The organism is uncultured Megasphaera sp. (genome assembly GCF_958350005.1).
Taxonomy (GTDB): Bacteria; Bacillota; Negativicutes; order Veillonellales; family Megasphaeraceae; genus Megasphaera.
On the sequence record NZ_CATWFF010000027.1, the window covers coordinates 1 to 17,058 of the forward strand.

Annotated in this window: 11 protein-coding genes; all 11 read left to right on the top strand. The window is 53.2% G+C overall.

What is annotated here, in order from left to right; all coding sequences use genetic code 11:
• Nucleotides 1–27: 27 nt before the first annotated feature.
• Nucleotides 28–1,356 (top strand): tRNA (N6-isopentenyl adenosine(37)-C2)-methylthiotransferase MiaB, encoded by a 1,329-nt coding sequence (gene miaB, locus Q3886_RS02895; protein ID WP_301859664.1) that lies wholly within the window; start codon nt 28–30, stop codon nt 1,354–1,356.
• Nucleotides 1,357–1,395: 39 nt separating this feature from the next.
• Complete coding sequence (mutS, locus tag Q3886_RS02900; protein WP_301859672.1) at nt 1,396–3,954, top strand: DNA mismatch repair protein MutS; 2,559 nt, start codon at nt 1,396–1,398, stop codon at nt 3,952–3,954.
• Nucleotides 3,951–5,933 (top strand): DNA mismatch repair endonuclease MutL, encoded by a 1,983-nt coding sequence (gene mutL, locus Q3886_RS02905; protein ID WP_301859665.1) that lies wholly within the window; start codon nt 3,951–3,953, stop codon nt 5,931–5,933. Before mutS ends, mutL begins: the two co-directional genes overlap by 4 nt.
• The gene (locus Q3886_RS02910) at nt 5,930–6,724 is read left to right on the top strand and encodes a class I SAM-dependent methyltransferase (protein WP_301859666.1); all 795 of its coding nucleotides are present in this window, start codon (nt 5,930–5,932) and stop codon (nt 6,722–6,724) included. Before mutL ends, Q3886_RS02910 begins: the two co-directional genes overlap by 4 nt.
• Entirely contained in the window at nt 6,724–7,662 is a 939-nt protein-coding gene (gene miaA, locus Q3886_RS02915; protein WP_301859667.1) for a tRNA (adenosine(37)-N6)-dimethylallyltransferase MiaA, read from the top strand. Before Q3886_RS02910 ends, miaA begins: the two co-directional genes overlap by 1 nt.
• A 101-nt stretch (nt 7,663–7,763) precedes the next feature.
• Nucleotides 7,764–9,014: a methionine gamma-lyase family protein gene (locus Q3886_RS02920; protein WP_301859673.1), complete on the top strand. Its 1,251-nt coding sequence runs from the start codon at nt 7,764–7,766 to the stop codon at nt 9,012–9,014.
• Nucleotides 9,007–9,555, top strand: a complete 549-nt coding sequence (rnmV, locus tag Q3886_RS02925; protein ID WP_301859668.1) for a ribonuclease M5 — start codon at nt 9,007–9,009, stop codon at nt 9,553–9,555. Before Q3886_RS02920 ends, rnmV begins: the two co-directional genes overlap by 8 nt.
• Nucleotides 9,555–10,421 (top strand): 16S rRNA (adenine(1518)-N(6)/adenine(1519)-N(6))-dimethyltransferase RsmA, encoded by an 867-nt coding sequence (rsmA, locus tag Q3886_RS02930; protein WP_301859674.1) that lies wholly within the window; start codon nt 9,555–9,557, stop codon nt 10,419–10,421. Before rnmV ends, rsmA begins: the two co-directional genes overlap by 1 nt.
• Before the next feature lie 26 nt (nt 10,422–10,447).
• On the top strand, nt 10,448–12,868 hold the full coding sequence (locus tag Q3886_RS02935) for a DUF3656 domain-containing protein (protein ID WP_301859669.1): 2,421 nt from the start codon (nt 10,448–10,450) through the stop codon (nt 12,866–12,868).
• A 17-nt stretch (nt 12,869–12,885) separates the two neighbouring features.
• Nucleotides 12,886–15,252, top strand: coding sequence for an endonuclease MutS2 (locus Q3886_RS02940; protein ID WP_301859670.1), 2,367 nt, complete (start codon nt 12,886–12,888; stop codon nt 15,250–15,252).
• Nucleotides 15,253–15,496: 244 nt separating this feature from the next.
• Nucleotides 15,497–17,011, top strand: coding sequence for a phosphomannomutase/phosphoglucomutase (locus Q3886_RS02945; RefSeq protein ID WP_301859671.1), 1,515 nt, complete (start codon nt 15,497–15,499; stop codon nt 17,009–17,011).
• Nucleotides 17,012–17,058 lie beyond the last annotated feature (47 nt).

Consider the following 17,058-nt stretch of genomic DNA (forward strand, 5'->3'; position numbering starts at 1 on the left):
CTAGTAGTATATACGGAGACAAGATACATGGATGCATTAGCAAATAAATTCTATTTTTTGGCAACCTACGGATGTCAGATGAACGAAAGTGACAGTGAACGATATGCCGGGCAGCTGGAAGCCCTTGGCTATCACAGGACCGAAGAAATCGACATGGCCGATGTCGTGCTGCTGAATACGTGCTGCGTCCGCGAAACGGCGGAAGGGAAGATACTGGGAAAAATCGGCGAACTCAAGCATATTAAAGCCCGCAATCCACAGCTGATTATTGCCGTGACCGGATGTATGGCTCAGGAGTGGCAGGACCGGCTGTTCCAGCGGGCTCCCCATATTGACCTGGTCATTGGTACCCATAATATACATAAGCTGATCGAGCTGCTGCAGGAACGGCAGCACAAATCGGATCATTATCTGGCCGCTGATATGACGGCACCAGCCTTTCATGAGCTGCCGACCAAGCGGTTTCAGAAATTTTTTGCCTGGGTGCCGATTATGAATGGCTGCAATAAATTTTGTACGTACTGCATCGTTCCTTATGTACGGGGACGTGAAGTGAGCCGGCCTGTAGATGAAATTCTCCGGGAAATCAAGACGATTGCCGCTGAAGGGTATAAGGAAATTACCCTGCTCGGGCAAAATGTCAACTCCTATGGCCTCGATTTAAAAGACGACCTGGATTTCAGTACGCTCATACAGGAAATAGACCGCATTGACGGCATCGAACGAGTCCGCTATATGACCAGTCATCCCAAGGATATGACCTTTGCCATGATCGATGCCATTGGGGCCAGCAAAAAAGTGGTCAACCACATGCATCTTCCTATTCAGAGCGGTTCTGATGAACTGCTGAAGCGGATGAACCGGGGATATACGGTGGCTCATTACCTGGAACTCGTCGACTATGCCCGTGCCCGTATTCCCGATCTGGTGCTGACGACCGACCTGATCGTAGGTTTTCCGGGGGAAACGGAAGAAATGTTCCAAGATACATTGCAGCTGCTGCAGAAGGTACAGTATGATATGGCCTATACCTTTATCTATTCTCCCCGGACGGGAACGCCGGCTGCCAAAATGGACGGGCAGATTTCAGCGGAAGAAAAGAGCCGGCGCCTGCAGCGCCTCATGGATGTACAGAATGTATACAGCCTGGCCCGCAATGAAGCAATGGAACAAAAGACGTATGAAGTCATTGTCGAAGGGCCGACGAAGAATGACGAGCACCATTGGTTTGGCCGGACCCGCGGCAATAAGATGATTATTTGGGAAGACGATGGCTCTGTCCGCATCGGCGATACTGTGCAGGTAATGGTAGATAAAGGGCAGACCTGGGTATTAAAGGGCCATCTGGTTCACTAAGGAGGCAACACGTTGGCTGATACAGTGAAAATGACGCCTATGTTAAAGCAGTACATGGAAATGAAAGCGCAGTGTCAGGATAAAATTCTGTTTTTCCGACTTGGCGATTTTTATGAAATGTTTAATGACGATGCCATTACGGCATCGCGGGAACTGGATCTGACCCTGACCGGCCGGGGTGTCGGCAATAACGAACGCGTACCTATGTGCGGCGTTCCTTTTCATTCTGCCGATACGTATATTGAACGGCTCGTTCACAAGGGATATAAAGTCGCTATTTGCGAGCAAATGGAAGATCCTAAGCTGACAAAAGGGCTCGTAAAGCGGGATATTATCAAAGTCATTACGCCAGGAACGATTACGCTGGAACACGCCGTCGCTTCCAAGAAAAACAACTATATCAGCTGTATCTGTGAACACGGCGAAACGGCTGCTGTTGCATTCATGGACGTTACGACAGGAGAATGCCTTTGGACCTCCTGTGCCTTAGATGCCATGGAAGATGTGGTGCTGGATGCCCTTTCTGTATATGAGCCGAGTGAACTGATCTATTTTCACATGGATACCCGCATTGATGCTGTACTGGCATATGTGCGGGACCGCCTGTCTGTATGCACTGTGACGAAGGTAGAGGCCGATGAAGCCGTCGATTATGCGCAGAAAGCAGCGGCGCAGTTTTGCGGCAGCAAGACTGATGAAACAGCCGGGCAGTGCATCGGCATGCTCCTGACCTACGTCAGCAGTGTTATGCATTCAGATATCCGGCATATTACGTCCTTAGAACATATTGATAATGGACAGCGCCTGGTTATCGATGCGGCCAGCCTGCGGCATCTGGAAATTACGCAGAATGTACGGGACGGAGGTCGTAAGGGAACCCTTCTGGACGTTCTGGACAAGACGAAAACCGCTATGGGTGCCCGTCTGCTGCGCAAGTGGCTGGAAGCGCCGCTGGTGCGGATCGACCGTATCCTGCAGCGCCAGGACGCAGTAGAGGAAATTCTCAGCCATGAAATTCTGCGCCAGGAACTGGGAGAAACGCTGGAAAAGATATACGATTTTGAACGGATTCTGACGCGCATTGAAACGGGGACGGCAAGTCCGAAAGATCTCGTAGCGCTCCGCGATTCTCTGGCCGTACTGCCTCAGCTTCATCACATTCTGTCTGGCACGAAAGCTGACCTTCTGCAGCAGCTGGACGGACGTATGGCGCCGCATCAGGATGTATACGACCTGTTATGCCGGGGCATACAGGATGACCCGGGCATTACCATTCGCAATGGCGGCGTAATCCGGGCCGGGTTCAGTCAGGAACTGGATGACATCCGGTCTGTTGCGGAAAACAGCAAGCAGTACCTGAAGAATCTGGAAGAAGAAGAAAAAGACAAGACCGGCATTAAAATGAAAATTGGCTATACGAAGGTCTTCGGCTATTATTTTGAAATTTCCCATGCCAATACCAAGCCCATTCCAGAATACTATGTCCGCAAGCAGACCCTGGTCAATGCAGAACGGTATATTACGCCGGCACTGAAAGAATTTGAAGTAAAAGTGCTGACGTCTCAGGAACGGACACTGGAACTGGAATACCAGCTGTTTGCCCAGATTCGCAGGGATATACAGACCCATATTCAGGCCATGCAGCAGACTGCCAGAGCTGTCGCCCAGGTTGACTGCCTGTACAGCCTGGCCTGTGGGGCCCACGATAATCATTATGTCCGGCCCAGCCTGAATACGGACCATTCGGTGCAAATGAAAGACGGCCGTCATCCTATTATTGAAAAATATCTGAAAGATGAACTATTTGTGCCCAATGACGTAACCTTGAATCATCATACCCATGAAATTCTGGTCATTACAGGACCCAATATGGCCGGAAAATCGACATATATGCGTCAGATTGCCGTTCTGCTGCTCATGGCCCAGGCCGGCTCATTTATTCCGGTCCGGGAAGCGTCCATTTGCCCGGTAGACCGCATTTTTACCCGTATTGGAGCCAGTGATGACATCCTGACCGGCCAGAGTACGTTTATGGTGGAAATGCGGGAAGTTTCCTATATTTTAAGCCATGCCACAGAAAACAGCCTGCTCATTTTAGACGAAATCGGCAGGGGAACCAGCACCTTTGACGGCATGTCCATTGCCCGGGCTGTCATTGAGTACTGCCTCCGTCACGTCCATGCCATGACGCTGTTTGCTACGCATTATCACGAACTGACAGATATGGCTGACGAATCGGAAAAGATCAAGAATTATACTGTAGCCGTCAAAGAACGGGGGAAGAACATCAAATTTCTGCGGCGCATTATACCAGGCGGTGCCGATCGCAGTTATGGCATTCATGTAGCCCGTCTGGCCGGACTGCCGGAAAGTCTGCTGAAGCGGGCTGAGCAGATTCTGGCTGATCTGGAATCGCAGGGCATGCCGGCAGTACCGGTTCCCAAGGCAGCGCCTCCGTCATCGCCAGACAGCCTGTTTGTCAATCCTATTATGGATAAGCTGCTGCACATTGACGTTTCCAGTATGACTCCTATTGAAGCCATATCGTTTCTGTATTCCCTGCAGAAAGAAGCCCAGGAAGGGAGCGGTTTGAATTGAACTCCATCATTAATGTACTGGATGAAGCAACGCGCAATAAAATTGCTGCCGGTGAAGTCGTAGAACGGCCTGCTTCGTGTATTAAGGAACTGGTGGAAAATGCCATTGATGCCGGAGCCAAGGCGGTGGAAATCGAAATTGCCGACGGCGGCCAGTCCTATATGCGCGTTACTGATGATGGCTGCGGCATGAGTGAAGAAGATGCCAAAAAGTGCATTATCCGCCATGCTACGAGCAAGATCAGTTCCGTAGAAGATATTTTTTCCATTACGTCTCTGGGCTTTCGCGGCGAAGCCGTGCCCAGCATCGCTTCCGTATCTCATATGCAGATTACGACGCGGCGGCCTGATGATGACTTTGCCACCCATTTGCTGCTCGACGGCGGCGTCATTACAGAGGAAGAACAAATCGGCGCACCTGTTGGAACGACGATGGAAGTGAGCGATTTATTTTATAATACGCCGGCACGGCGGAAGTTCTTGAAAAGTGAGCGGACTGAAAGCGCCAAAATCAGTGAAATGATTACCAAACTGGCTCTGGCCCAGCCGGCAATTGCCGTTACGTTTACCAATAATGGCCGAACAACGCTGCGTACTGGCGGCGGTGGTCAGCTGAAAGAGACAATCGCCAATATTTACGGAGCATCGTTGGCCAGGGAAATCTTTCCCATTTCCTATGATGGCGAAGATATGACCATCGAAGGCTATGTGGGCAAGCCGTCGGTTCTGAAAAGTACGCGGGCCTGGCAGACCTGTATCGTCAATGAACGGATTGTGCACAATCCTGTCATGTTCAAGGCTGTGGAAAATGCCTATCACGCCATGCTGCCCAAATCAGGCTATCCCTTTGTAATGATTCACGTCCATATGGACCCGGCTGCTCTGGACGTCAATGTGCATCCGGCTAAGACGGAAATCAAATTTGCCGACGAACAGGCTGTATACCGGGCCATATATCATAGTATTATTACGGCATTGGTAGCCCAGGAAAAGCCGGAAGATATTGCAACGACTGTCGCCTTTTCAGACCGTCAGGCCCAGCATATTGAAGAAACGGAACAGAAGCTGGAATTACAGGAACAGACTGAACGGACCGTACAGACTCAGACCCTGCCATTTATGACGGAACCGGCGGTGCCGTCAGCTCCGGCTGTGCCGGCGTCTCAGCACGTACAGGAACCTTCGGCGCCGCAGTGGCAGCCTGCCGCTTCAAGTCGGGAAACCGCCCCGTCTGCAACGCCTCATCAGGAACCGAACCGTTCCTGGCCGGAAACACCGTATCGTTCCGCGTCTTCGGCGCCGTCTGCAGAAGCGGTGAGTCAGTTCAGCCAGGCTTTGGCCGAACGGCAGTCCCCGTCAGCAGGGGACGGAGAGGCAGAAGAAACGCCGGTCATTACCTTTGACGGCGACGCCGATGTGTTCATTCCCCTGGGGGAAGTGGCAGACTGCTTCATTATTGCCAAAAAAGGGCAGGATTTATATATTGTAGACCAGCATGCGGCACATGAACGCATTCGCTATGACCGCTTCTGCAACCGTGTGGAATCCATGCCGAGCCAGCAGCTGCTGACGGCGGAATTTGTCGATGTCGATGCCAGCGATATGACCTTGCTTACAGAACGAAAAGAGGTCTTTGCCGATCTGGGTTATCTCTATTCTGAAGCGGGCCCGACGACGCTGCGGATGGAAGCTGTACCCTGCGACCTGCCAGTCAGTGAAATCGCCGATTCCCTGCAGGATATCTGCCAGGCCCTCCATGAAAACAACGGCCTGGACAAGGCGACGCTGCGCCATCGCTCACTGGCCTATTTGTCCTGCCACGGTGCGATTAAGGCCGGCGATACCCTGAATATCCGGCAGATGAAACAGCTTCTGGAAGAACTGTTTCATACAGATAAGCCCTATGTATGCCCTCATGGGCGGCCCATTATCGTCCGCTTTACGCCGGACGAACTGGCCCGGCTGTTTAAACGGACATGACGGGCCGCAGCATATACGTAACACCGGCGCTGAAAGCCCGGCAGCAGCGGTGTGAAGACGTACGCCGCTGGGCTGAGGAAATCGGCGCCGTATACGTACCGCGGCAGGGGCGGACGGTGAAAGCCCTGGAAGAGGCTTATGGAGAAAACTTTCTCGTATACTCGTCGCGGGGACCGCAGATTGTCCGCCCTGAAGGAGTTCATTTTTTCAGCCTTAATATGGCAGAACTTCGCATCCAGCATCTCCGTAAAGGCGCAGCCGATCACTTTCTGGAAGCGATAGGCGCTGGTGATAAGCCTATCCGCTTTCTGGACTGTACTTGCGGATTTGGTGCTGATTCTATTGTGGCTTCGTTTGCCCTGCCTCAGGGATCAGTGCTGGATGCTCTGGAAGTATCGCCGCTCATGGAAGCGGTGACGGCCTGGGGATTTCGCTATTTTCAGCATTCAAAAGACGATGTGACGGCGGCACTGCGGCGGATTCATCTGATGCTGGGAGACTACCGGGACTACCTCAGAGACAGCCGGACTCCTTCGTATGACGTCATCTACTTTGATCCCATGTTCAGCCATCCCGTTGCGGCAAGCTGTCAGTTTCAGCCTGTCCGTTCCCTCATGAATCACAGCGAGCTTACGGCAGATGCCGTGTACCTGGCCCTGCAGAAAGGGCGGCGCGTCGTCATTAAAGAGCGTGACTTTACGCGGCTGAAACGGGACTTTCCCCATCTGAAGCAGTATGGCGGAACGTACAGCCGCATCGGCTACGCTGTAATTGAAAGCGAGGAATCATAATGGAACGGCTTATTGCCATTGTCGGGCCTACTGCCGTAGGAAAGACGGCCCTGAGCTTTGCCCTGGCCGAACACTTTCATACGGAGCTCATTTCCGGCGATGCCTATCAGATTTACCGCCATATGGACATTGGCACGGCAAAGCCGACAGCTGACGAATTGCAGAAGTACAGGCATCATCTCATCGATGTGGCCGATCCGGGAGAGCCCTATTCGGCAGCCACTTTCTGCAGCATGGCCGGAGCGGCTATTACCAGCCTCAATCAACAGGGACAGATTCCCATTCTGGTCGGCGGTACGGGGCTGTACGTGCAATCCCTCCTGGAAGGGTATTCCTTCGGCGCTTCTGGCGCCAGCGAAGCCCTGCGAAATCAGGCGCGAACGCGTATGGAAACGTGTTCGGCAGAGGAGTTAAAGCAGTATATTGTGGAACATACGGACTGGCAGCCGGCAGACTGGCATGAGCTGCTGGCCAATACGAACCGCCTCGTCCGGCTGCTGACGGCCATTGAACAGGGCGAAGGGCGGCAGTTTGTCCGGGCCGGAAAAGCGGATGGACTGGTGTACAAGGCCTTTGTCATCGGCCTGTCGCTGCCGCGGGATGTCCTGTACCGGCGCATTGAACAGCGCATTGATGCCATGCTGGCCCAGGGCTGGCCAGAGGAAGTACAGCGTCTTCTGGATGCCGGCGTGCCCGTTCAGTGTCAGGCCATGAAAGCCATTGGCTATGCCGAGCTGGCATCGTATCTGCAGGGCCGTCTGTCATTGGAAGAAGCGGCTGATCAGATTAAAACCCGTACCAGGCGGTTTGCCAAACGCCAGCTGACCTGGTATCGACGCATGCCCTACATCCGCTGGTTTGCCAAGGATGCCTATGCATTGGAAGAAGAGCTGGCTGCTGATGTAATCCGGCAGAGTACAGAAGTCATGACAGAATAGAAGTCGTGACGTAATACACGTATTTTATACTGCTCGAAATAAAATACAAAGTTGCAGAATTTATTTCATACATAGAAGTGAAAGGGACGTTGGTTGTGTCAATAGATTTGGAAGCATTACGAAAAAAAGCAATGAGCACCTGTGCCGCTCAGTTTGAACGCATTGATACGATTTGTCTGCATAATACGGAAAAAGTACTGCAGGCTTATAAAGAAGCACAGATTTCAGCCTATCAGTTTGCCGGTACGTCCGGATATGGCTACAGTGACCTGGGACGGGAAAAACTGGACGAAGTATTTGCCCGTGTTTTCAAGGCGGAAAAAGCGCTTGTACGTCCGCACTTTGTGTCGGGAACCCATGCGCTGGCAACGGTTCTCTGCGCACTTTTGAATACAGGCGATCTTCTCATATCCCTCGTAGGAGCTCCCTATGATACGATGCAAGGCGTCATTGGCTATGCCCGTTATACGCCGCATTCGCTGAAAGAAAAAGGCGTACAGTACGAAGAAGTGCCCCTGAAAGAGAATACGTATGATCTGGACGGGATTCGCCAGGCCGTTGCTGCCGGAAAACCCAAGGTCGTACTCATTCAGCGATCCCGCGGCTACAGCTCGAGACCGTCTTTGAAGATTGCCGATATTCGTGCTATTATTGAAACCGTACGGGCCGTCAGTCCCCAGACCATTTGCTTTGTCGATAACTGTTACGGCGAATTTGCTGCCGAAGAAGAACCGATTGAAGCAGGAGCCGATATTATTGCGGGCTCGCTCATTAAAAATGCCGGCGGCGGCATTGCTCCTACTGGCGGCTATATTGCCGGCCGAGAAGATCTGGTTCAGGCTGCTGCCGATTATCTGACGGCACCGGGACTGGGCGATGAACTGGGGTCTTATGCAGCCGGATACCGCCTGTTTTTCCAGGGCTTTTTCATGGCGCCCCATGTTACGGCTCAGGCCATTAAAGGCGCTGTTTTTGCAGCAGCCGTATTTTCGGAACTGGGCTTTGCCGTTTCGCCGCAGCCCCAGGACCTGCGCTATGATCTGATTCAGACCATTTACTTAAACAGTGAACGCAATATGTGCCGGTTCTGCGAAGGCCTGCAGTCTTTTTCGCCTGTCGACGCCCATGTAACGCCGATTCCGGGAGATATGCCCGGCTATGCTGATAAAATTATTATGGCAGCCGGTGACTTCGTGCAGGGCTCGTCCATTGAGCTGTCTGCAGACGGCCCCATTCGCGAACCGTACATGATCTACCTCCAGGGCGGCATTGTCTTTGAACACAATGTCCTGGCTGTCCTGCAGGCAGCAAAGTATATCTGCGACAGCGAAGAAGGAGCTGCTCATGATTAAAGAAGTACTCGTCGTCGAAGGAAAATCAGATGTTGCCCGCATCCGGGCCAGTCACATTGATGCCGACATGATTACGACAGACGGATTTAACCTGCATCCCCATACGATGGAGCAGATTCGCTGTGCCTATGAAAAGCGGGGTATTATCATTCTGACCGATCCGGACAGTGCCGGTGAACGGATCCGCAAGTACCTGACCGAGCGCTTTCCTGCGGCCAAGCATGCCTTTATTCCGCGTAAAGATGCCATTGCCAACGATGATCTCGGCGTGGAACAGGCGTCGCCGGAAGCGATTCGCCTGGCCCTGTCCAAAACGCGGTGTGCCACGTATAAGCCGCAGCAGACCTTTGACATGACCGATCTCATGGCTGCCGGGCTGAATGGCACGGCAGAAGCAGCGGACCGCCGCGCTGCTGTCGGCGCCCTGCTTGGCATCGGCTACGGAAATGCCAAACAGTTTGTAAAGCGTCTGAACCATTATGGTGTAACGAGAGAAGAATGGAACGACGCGGTTCAGCAAATAGAGGAGGAACGCCTGTGATGAAAGAAGCCGATTTATCAAATCCCGACGTCGTCCGCTACGTTGTCAAGCGGTTCGGCCTGCGCATGCATAAAAAACTGGGACAGAACTTTCTCATTCGCCATTCCGTAGTCGACGGCATTGCCGAAGCAGCCGGCCTGGAAGAAGGAACACCGGTACTGGAAATTGGTCCCGGCATCGGCACCCTGACCCAGGCGCTGGCTGAGACCGGCGCCGATGTGACGGCTGTTGAACTGGATGACCGCCTGCTGCCGGTGCTGGAAAAAACACTGGCTCATTATGATAATGTCCGCGTCGTTCACGGCGATATTCTGCGCATCGACATTGAAGAAGTCATGCAGCATAAGCCCTTTACAGTCTGTGCGAATCTGCCGTATTATATTACGACACCTATTATTATGAAGCTGCTGGAACAGAAACTGCCTATTGAAAAGATCGTCGTCATGGTCCAGAAAGAAGTGGCTGAACGCATGACTGCCGTTCCAGGCAGCAAGATATATGGCGCCCTGTCTGTATCGGTACAGTATTATACGGAGCCGAAAATGCTGTTTGATATTTCGCCGAAGTGCTTCCTGCCGGCGCCGGAAGTGACCTCAGCCGTCGTATCCATGGATGTACGCCGGCAGCCGCCTGTCGATGTGGCCGATGAAAAACGGTTTTTCCAGGTCGTAAAAGCTGCCTTTTCGCAGCGCCGCAAAACCTTTGCCAATACCCTGCGGGCTGCAGGCCTGTCTAAAGAAGACATCGCTTCTTTGCTGCAGAAAAGCGGCATTGACGGCGGCCGCCGCGGTGAAACCATGAGCCTTCAGGAATTTGCTGATGTAGCCAATGCCTGGAGCCGGCTGTGCAGCCGTACGCAGCCATAGATTCCTGTCTGTTGTGAGGAGGAGCCATGCCAGAATTACTAGCGCCTGCCGGTTCATTTGAGGCCGTTCTGGCCGCCATTGATGCCGGCACCGATGCCGTCTATTTGGGCGGGCAGGCATTCAATGCCAGAAAATTTGCCCATAATTTATCTGATGAAGAACTGGCCCGGGCTGTACGTACGGCCCATCTGTTTGGGGTCAGAATATATGTGACAGTCAATATTATCTTAGCCGACCGGGAAGTAGATGCAGTGGCGGCATATTTGCAGTATTTAGATTCCATTCAGGTCGACGGCATTATTGTTCAGGACATGGCCGTTGCCGCCGTAGCCCGCCGTGTAGCGCCGCACCTGCCTCTCCATGGCAGCACGCAGATGACCGTTGCCGATCTGGCAGGCGTGGAGTTTCTGGAAAGGCAGGGATTTACGCAGGCCGTATTGGCACGGGAACTGTCTCTGCCGGAAATACGCGCCATTTGCAGCCACACCTCCATGAATATCGAAGTATTTGTGCATGGCGCATCGTGTATGTCCTATTCCGGGCAGTGCCTGATGAGCAGCTTTATTGGCGGCCGCAGCGGCAACCGCGGCGCCTGCGCACAGCCCTGCCGCCTGCCCTATACCCTTCTGGCCGATGGGAAGGCAGCAGCTCCGGAAGCGTATATGCTCAGTTTAAAAGACCTGAATGGCCTGGAGTATATAGAAGCCCTGACCGATGCCGGCGTCTCTTCCTTTAAGATTGAAGGCCGCATGAAAGGAGCCGGCTATGTCCGGTCCGTCGTATCAGCCTATCGGCGCGTCATGGACAGTCTGTGCCGGCCGGCACAGGAACAGCGGCAGGCCCTGCAGCTTGGGAAAACACAAACGGCTGAAAGCTTTAACCGCCTGTATCAGCATGATTTTCTGGCTGGCTCCGTAGGTCGTCATACCATTACGGAACAGGCCGGCGGCAATCAGGGCCGTCGTATTGGCCACGTGACGTACTGTCAGGGAACGAAGGCCGAAGCGGTGACAGACGAGCCGCTGGCTGCAGGAGATTTAGTTAAAATCGTCAGCCCCGACGGAACCGAATGGGTTACAGAAGTCGCTGATGCTGTCGGTTCCTTTACGAATAAAAAGGGAATTTCCCTGACTTTTAAGCGCCGTGATGTCGGTACAGGCCTGCTGTTTCGGCTGGCCCGCCAGGAAGATCGGCAGGGACAGCCGGCCATATCGATGCGCCGCCTCCCGGTGTATATGCATGTTGACTGTGACGAAAAAGGCGCACTGCGCCTGACGATCTGGGATGAAGCTGGTCATACTGCCGAAGTCGTATCGGACTATGTACCGCAGAAGGCCACGAAGCGCCCGGCTACAACGTCCTGGATTACAGGCCAGCTCGATCGCTTGGGACAGACCCCTTTTTCCCTGGCTTATGCCGATATGTGGGATGAAACCTATATGATTCCGTCCAGCGTCATCAATGACCTGCGCCGTCAGGCGGCACATGCCCTGACGGAGACCATACTGGCTGAATACAGCCGGCCTGAAGCCGGTGCTCTGCCGGATGCTCCGACAATTACACCGACTTCTGCAGGTCCTGGGAAATCCAGAAAACCGGGTATTGTCGTGCGCTGTGATTCCCTGGATGCCGTGGAAGCGGCCCTGCAGGCAGGCTGCAGCCGTATTGTGTTTGGCGGCGAATCTTATGACCATCATGTATTTCAGGCCGGGCAGTGGCGTCAGGCCGCAGACCTGGCTCGTCAGTATGATGCGGAAATCTGGGCCGCAACGCCCCGCATTGTAACAGAAAAAAGCGCGGCCCTGGTTCAGCAGGAACTGAAAACGGCGCTGGACCATGGCATTGATGGCGTTTATGCCGGGGCCATGAGTATCTTTTCCATGCTCCGCAGCCTGGATGCGAAAGTTCCCGTCTGTGCCGACTGGTCATTGAATATTTTCAACAGCCTTGCTGCCCGGGAATATATCCGCATGGGCTGTCAGAGCATTACCGCTTCGACAGAGGCAACACTGCGGCAAATCAGGGCCATGGCCGCTCAGACGGACGTAGAAGTGCTGGCTCAGGGGCGCATGGAAATGATGGTGACCGAATACTGTCCGGCTTCTGCCTTTACGGGCTCCGGCACCAAAGCTGGATGTTCCCGGCCCTGTCAGCATCATTCCTATGCTTTGCAGGACCGGCGGGATGAAGTATTTCCCATCGTAACGGATCAATACTGCCGCAGCCATATTCTGAATACCCGCGATCTGGATATGATTCCCTATTTTCGGGATCTCGTCCGCGCAGGCGTGGCTCGCGTACGCATTGAAGGACGGGGACGGACACCGGAATGGATTGGCCAGGTGACGAAAACCTATGTGCAGCTCAGCAGCGGTGCCGAAACCATGCTGTTCGGCAAAGAAGACCGCTCTGTTACGCGAGGACATTTTTTCCATGGCATTTTATGATTCAGGAGTTATGATATATGAATAAACGAAGTATGCGTATTCTTGGATTTTATCAAATTCAGAATATGCTTGTCCGCCTGGCGCCGTCCCGGCTGTCCAAGGAAATTGCCAGACGGCTTAAGCCATCTAGTGACAGCGCCGAAGTGATGCAGAATCTGGATGATACGGAAGAAGCCTTTCAGTGCCGGACCTGTGAAACCTCTGTGCCCTTCGGCGGCATTACGGATATTCGGCCGGCTCTGGAAAAAGCTGCCCGTGAAGTCGCCCTGGATGGACAGGAATGTATTGACATATGGAACAATATGCAGCGGTACGGTGACATTCGCCAGTACTTTGCCGAACGGGCAGCCTTATATCCGCAGCTGGCGAAGAAAGCGGCCGCTATTAGTGACTTTTCCGGTCTCATTCATAAAATGGCCGCTGTCTTTGACCAGAACCATCAGATTCGCGACAATGCGTCGCCGGAGCTCATGCGCCTGCGCAGCCGCATTGTCGAACTGGAACGGCAGACCAAACGGTATGTCAACAGCGTCCTTCAGAACAAAGAATACCAGAAATATTTCCAGGACGCCCTCGTAACGGTCCGCAACAACAGGTATGTTATTCCCATCAAGCAGGAATACCGCCATGCCTTTCCCGGCATCGTTCACGATACGTCGGCCAGCGGCTCGACCTTGTATATTGAACCCCTGGCTATTGTCAATGCCAATAATGACCTCCAGGCAGCCCGCATCGGCGAAACGAAGGAAATTGAACGCATTTTCCGCCGTCTTACCAAAGCGGTGCAGGATCAGTATGACGAACTGGCTGACAGCACCCAGTCTGTAGGCATGCTGGAATTTATCTTTACCAAAGCGGATCTGGCTGTCCAGATGAAAGCCTGCCGGCCTCTCGTATCGAAGACGCGCTGCATCAAACTCATTCAGGCCCGTCATCCTCTGATTGATGCAAAACACGTCGTTCCCAATACGATCATTCTGGGCGGGGAATACCGGATTCTCCTCATTACCGGGTCCAATACGGGCGGTAAGACTGTGGCCATGAAGACGCTGGGCCTCCTGGTACTCATGTATCAGGCCGGCCTGTTTCTGCCTGTGGGGGAAGAATCGGAACTGCCCTTTATCAACGACGTCCTTGCCGATATTGGCGATGAACAGGATATTTCTCAGAACCTCAGTACCTTTTCCAGCCATATGAAACAGGTCATCTATATTCTGCGCCACTGCGGCCCGGACGACCTGGTACTGGCCGATGAACTGGGTTCCGGCACCGATCCGGCCGAAGGCAGTGCCCTGGCCATTGCCGTGCTGGATGCACTGTATAAAAAAGGGGCGTACGTCATGGTGACGACTCATTACAATGAGTTAAAAAATTACGCCTATAATACGCCGGGCATTGAAAACGGTCATGTCGAATTCGATGTACAGACCCTGAAGCCTACGTATAAACTGCGCATCGGTGCCGCCGGCAGCAGCCATGCCTTCAGCATCAGCGAACGGCTGGGCCTGCCGGCAGATATACTGGCTCAGGCCAGAGAACTGCGCAGCAAGGCCCAGGACGTGGATATGGAAGCGATCCTGACCAAAATCAACGCTCAGTCCAAGCGCATGGATGAAGAACAGGCCGAACTGGAACAGCGCCTGGCAGCGGTGCGGCAGGAGCAATTCGACCTGCAGAAGGCCAAAGAAAAGGTGACGGCAAAACGACAGGATATTATCGAGTCCAGCCGCCGCGAAGCCTTTGATCTCAAGCGTAATCTGCGCATTGAAGCAGAACGCATTATCCGCGAGCTGAAAGACCATTCCAAAGATAAGACCGATCAGGAAAAAGCCAAAGCCATCGATCAGGCCCGCAGAGCAATTCAGCAGATCTCTTTACCTGACCAGGAACATACATCTCATCGCGATCCCATTGACGTGTCCAAGCTGAAAATCGGTCAGACCGTATACATTAACTCCCTGGGCGGCCTGGGAACGGTAGAAGAATGGAACGGCCGGAAACTGACCGTATCAGTCCGGGGCATGACCGTCCGGGTCAAACCTTCCGATGTGAGTGCTCCTTATCTGGACGAAATCAAAAAAGAAAAGCAGGCTGAGAAAAAAGCGGCTGCTGCCTCTTCCTTCCGGCCCATTCGCACGACTGGCGTGGCTACGGAGCTCAATGTTATCGGCAAGACTTACAGCGAAGCCTTGCCGGAAATAGAACGCTTCCTCGATCAGGCCCTGGCTGCCGGGTTCAGTCCGGTGAAGATTATTCACGGCAAGGGAAGCGGCGCCCTGCGGCGGCAGATACATGAATTCCTGAGCCACCAGCCTTTTGTGACGCGGTATACTGTCGATGATGCCGAAGGCGGCGGCGCCGGCGTGACCCTCGTTTATTTTTAGAAATACAGACTATGGAAGGTCTTGCCAAAGCGGCCGCAGGATTTGCCCATATGAAATAATACGATCCCCGTACTGCATCTCAGAACGATGATGCAGTACGGGGATTTTTGTCAGCCGAAATAGCCTTTTACAGATACTCTCAATAGGCCCTTATGGAGGATAATAGAATTCCATGCTTGTTTTTTTTCTCTTTTTTCAGTACTATACAGGTATACATCATTACAGATATATAGGAGGAACGAGTATGCTTGCAGAAGGGGATATATTGAAATTACAGAACGGCAGTGATGTTCGCGGTGTGGCTGTTGACGGCGTGGCCGGAGAAGCGGTTACCTTGTTTCCGGAAGTGGTTCGGCGCATTGCCGCCGGGTTTGTCAGCTTTCTGGCAGAAAAGACGGGGAAGAAGCCGGCAGAGCTGCGCATTGCTGTAGGCCATGATTCGCGCATTTCCGCTGATGCCCTGAAACAGCAGGTCTTTCAGGGACTGAGCGCCGGCGGAGCATCGGCATTTGACTGCGGCCTGGCATCGACGCCGGCTATGTTCATGTCCATTATTTTTGATCAGACCCACATGGACGGCGCTATCATGATTACGGCCAGCCATTTGCCGTACAATCGGAACGGCATGAAATTCTTTACCCGAAATGGCGGCCTGGAAAAGGCTGAGGTTAAAGACGTCCTGCAGCGGGCTGCAAAACACGATGTAGAAGAACGCAGTGCCGTCAGCGCTCAGGCTGTGGATCTCATGAATCTCTATACCCGCCATTTGTGTCATCTTATCTGCCAGGGCCTGGATGCAGCAGACAGCAGCAAGCCTCTGGCTGGCATGCACATCGTCGTCGATGCGGGAAACGGCGCCGGCGGATTCTTTGTCTCGAAGGTACTGGATGTATTGGGCGCTGATACGTCGGGCAGCCAGTTTCTCAAACCAGACGGCATGTTTCCCAATCACATTCCCAATCCGGAAAACAAGGAAGCCATGGCAGCCATCTGCCAGGCTGTTACGGCAAACCATGCTGATTTAGGCCTTATTTTCGATACCGACGTAGACCGTATGAGTGCCGTTCTGCCAGACAGAAAGGCAGTCAACCGCAATGCCCTCATTGCCATGATGGCTGCTATTCTGGCACCGTCTTATCCGGGCAGCACCATCGTAACCGATTCGGTCACATCTGACGAACTGACAGCCTTTTTGCAGGATGAACTTCATCTGGTTCATCATCGCTACATGCGGGGCTATAAAAACGTCATTGACGAATGTATCCGCCTTAATCAGAACGGTGTTGTGTCGCCTCTGGCCATTGAAACATCCGGTCATGGTGCGCTGAAAGAAAATTATTATCTCGATGACGGCGCCTATTTGGCGGTCAAACTGATTATTGCCGCTGCCAAAGTCCGCAAAGCAGGCCAGCACCTAGGCGATTTAATTGCCAAACTGGGCCATCCCGCAGAAAGCGTAGAATACCGACTGGCCATTAGCGGCACAGACGATGTGCACGCCTATGGTCAGTCGGTCCTGCAGGCTGTGGAACAGCGGGCCCTGGACGCAGGCATTACGGTAGCCAAGCCGTCCTATGAAGGGGTACGCCTCGTCTTTGATGAAGGCTGGGCGCTTCTGCGCATGTCTCTCCACGATCCCAATATGCCCCTGAACATAGAAAGCAAACATGCCGGCGGCTGCCAGGTCATTGCCGCCAAGGTCAAAGCTCTTCTCAGCGGCTTTGATCACCTGGACACGACTGTATTTGCTGCGAAATAACGTCTTCACCGTCATAGACAGACAGGTCTTTCCCATAGGGGAGAGCC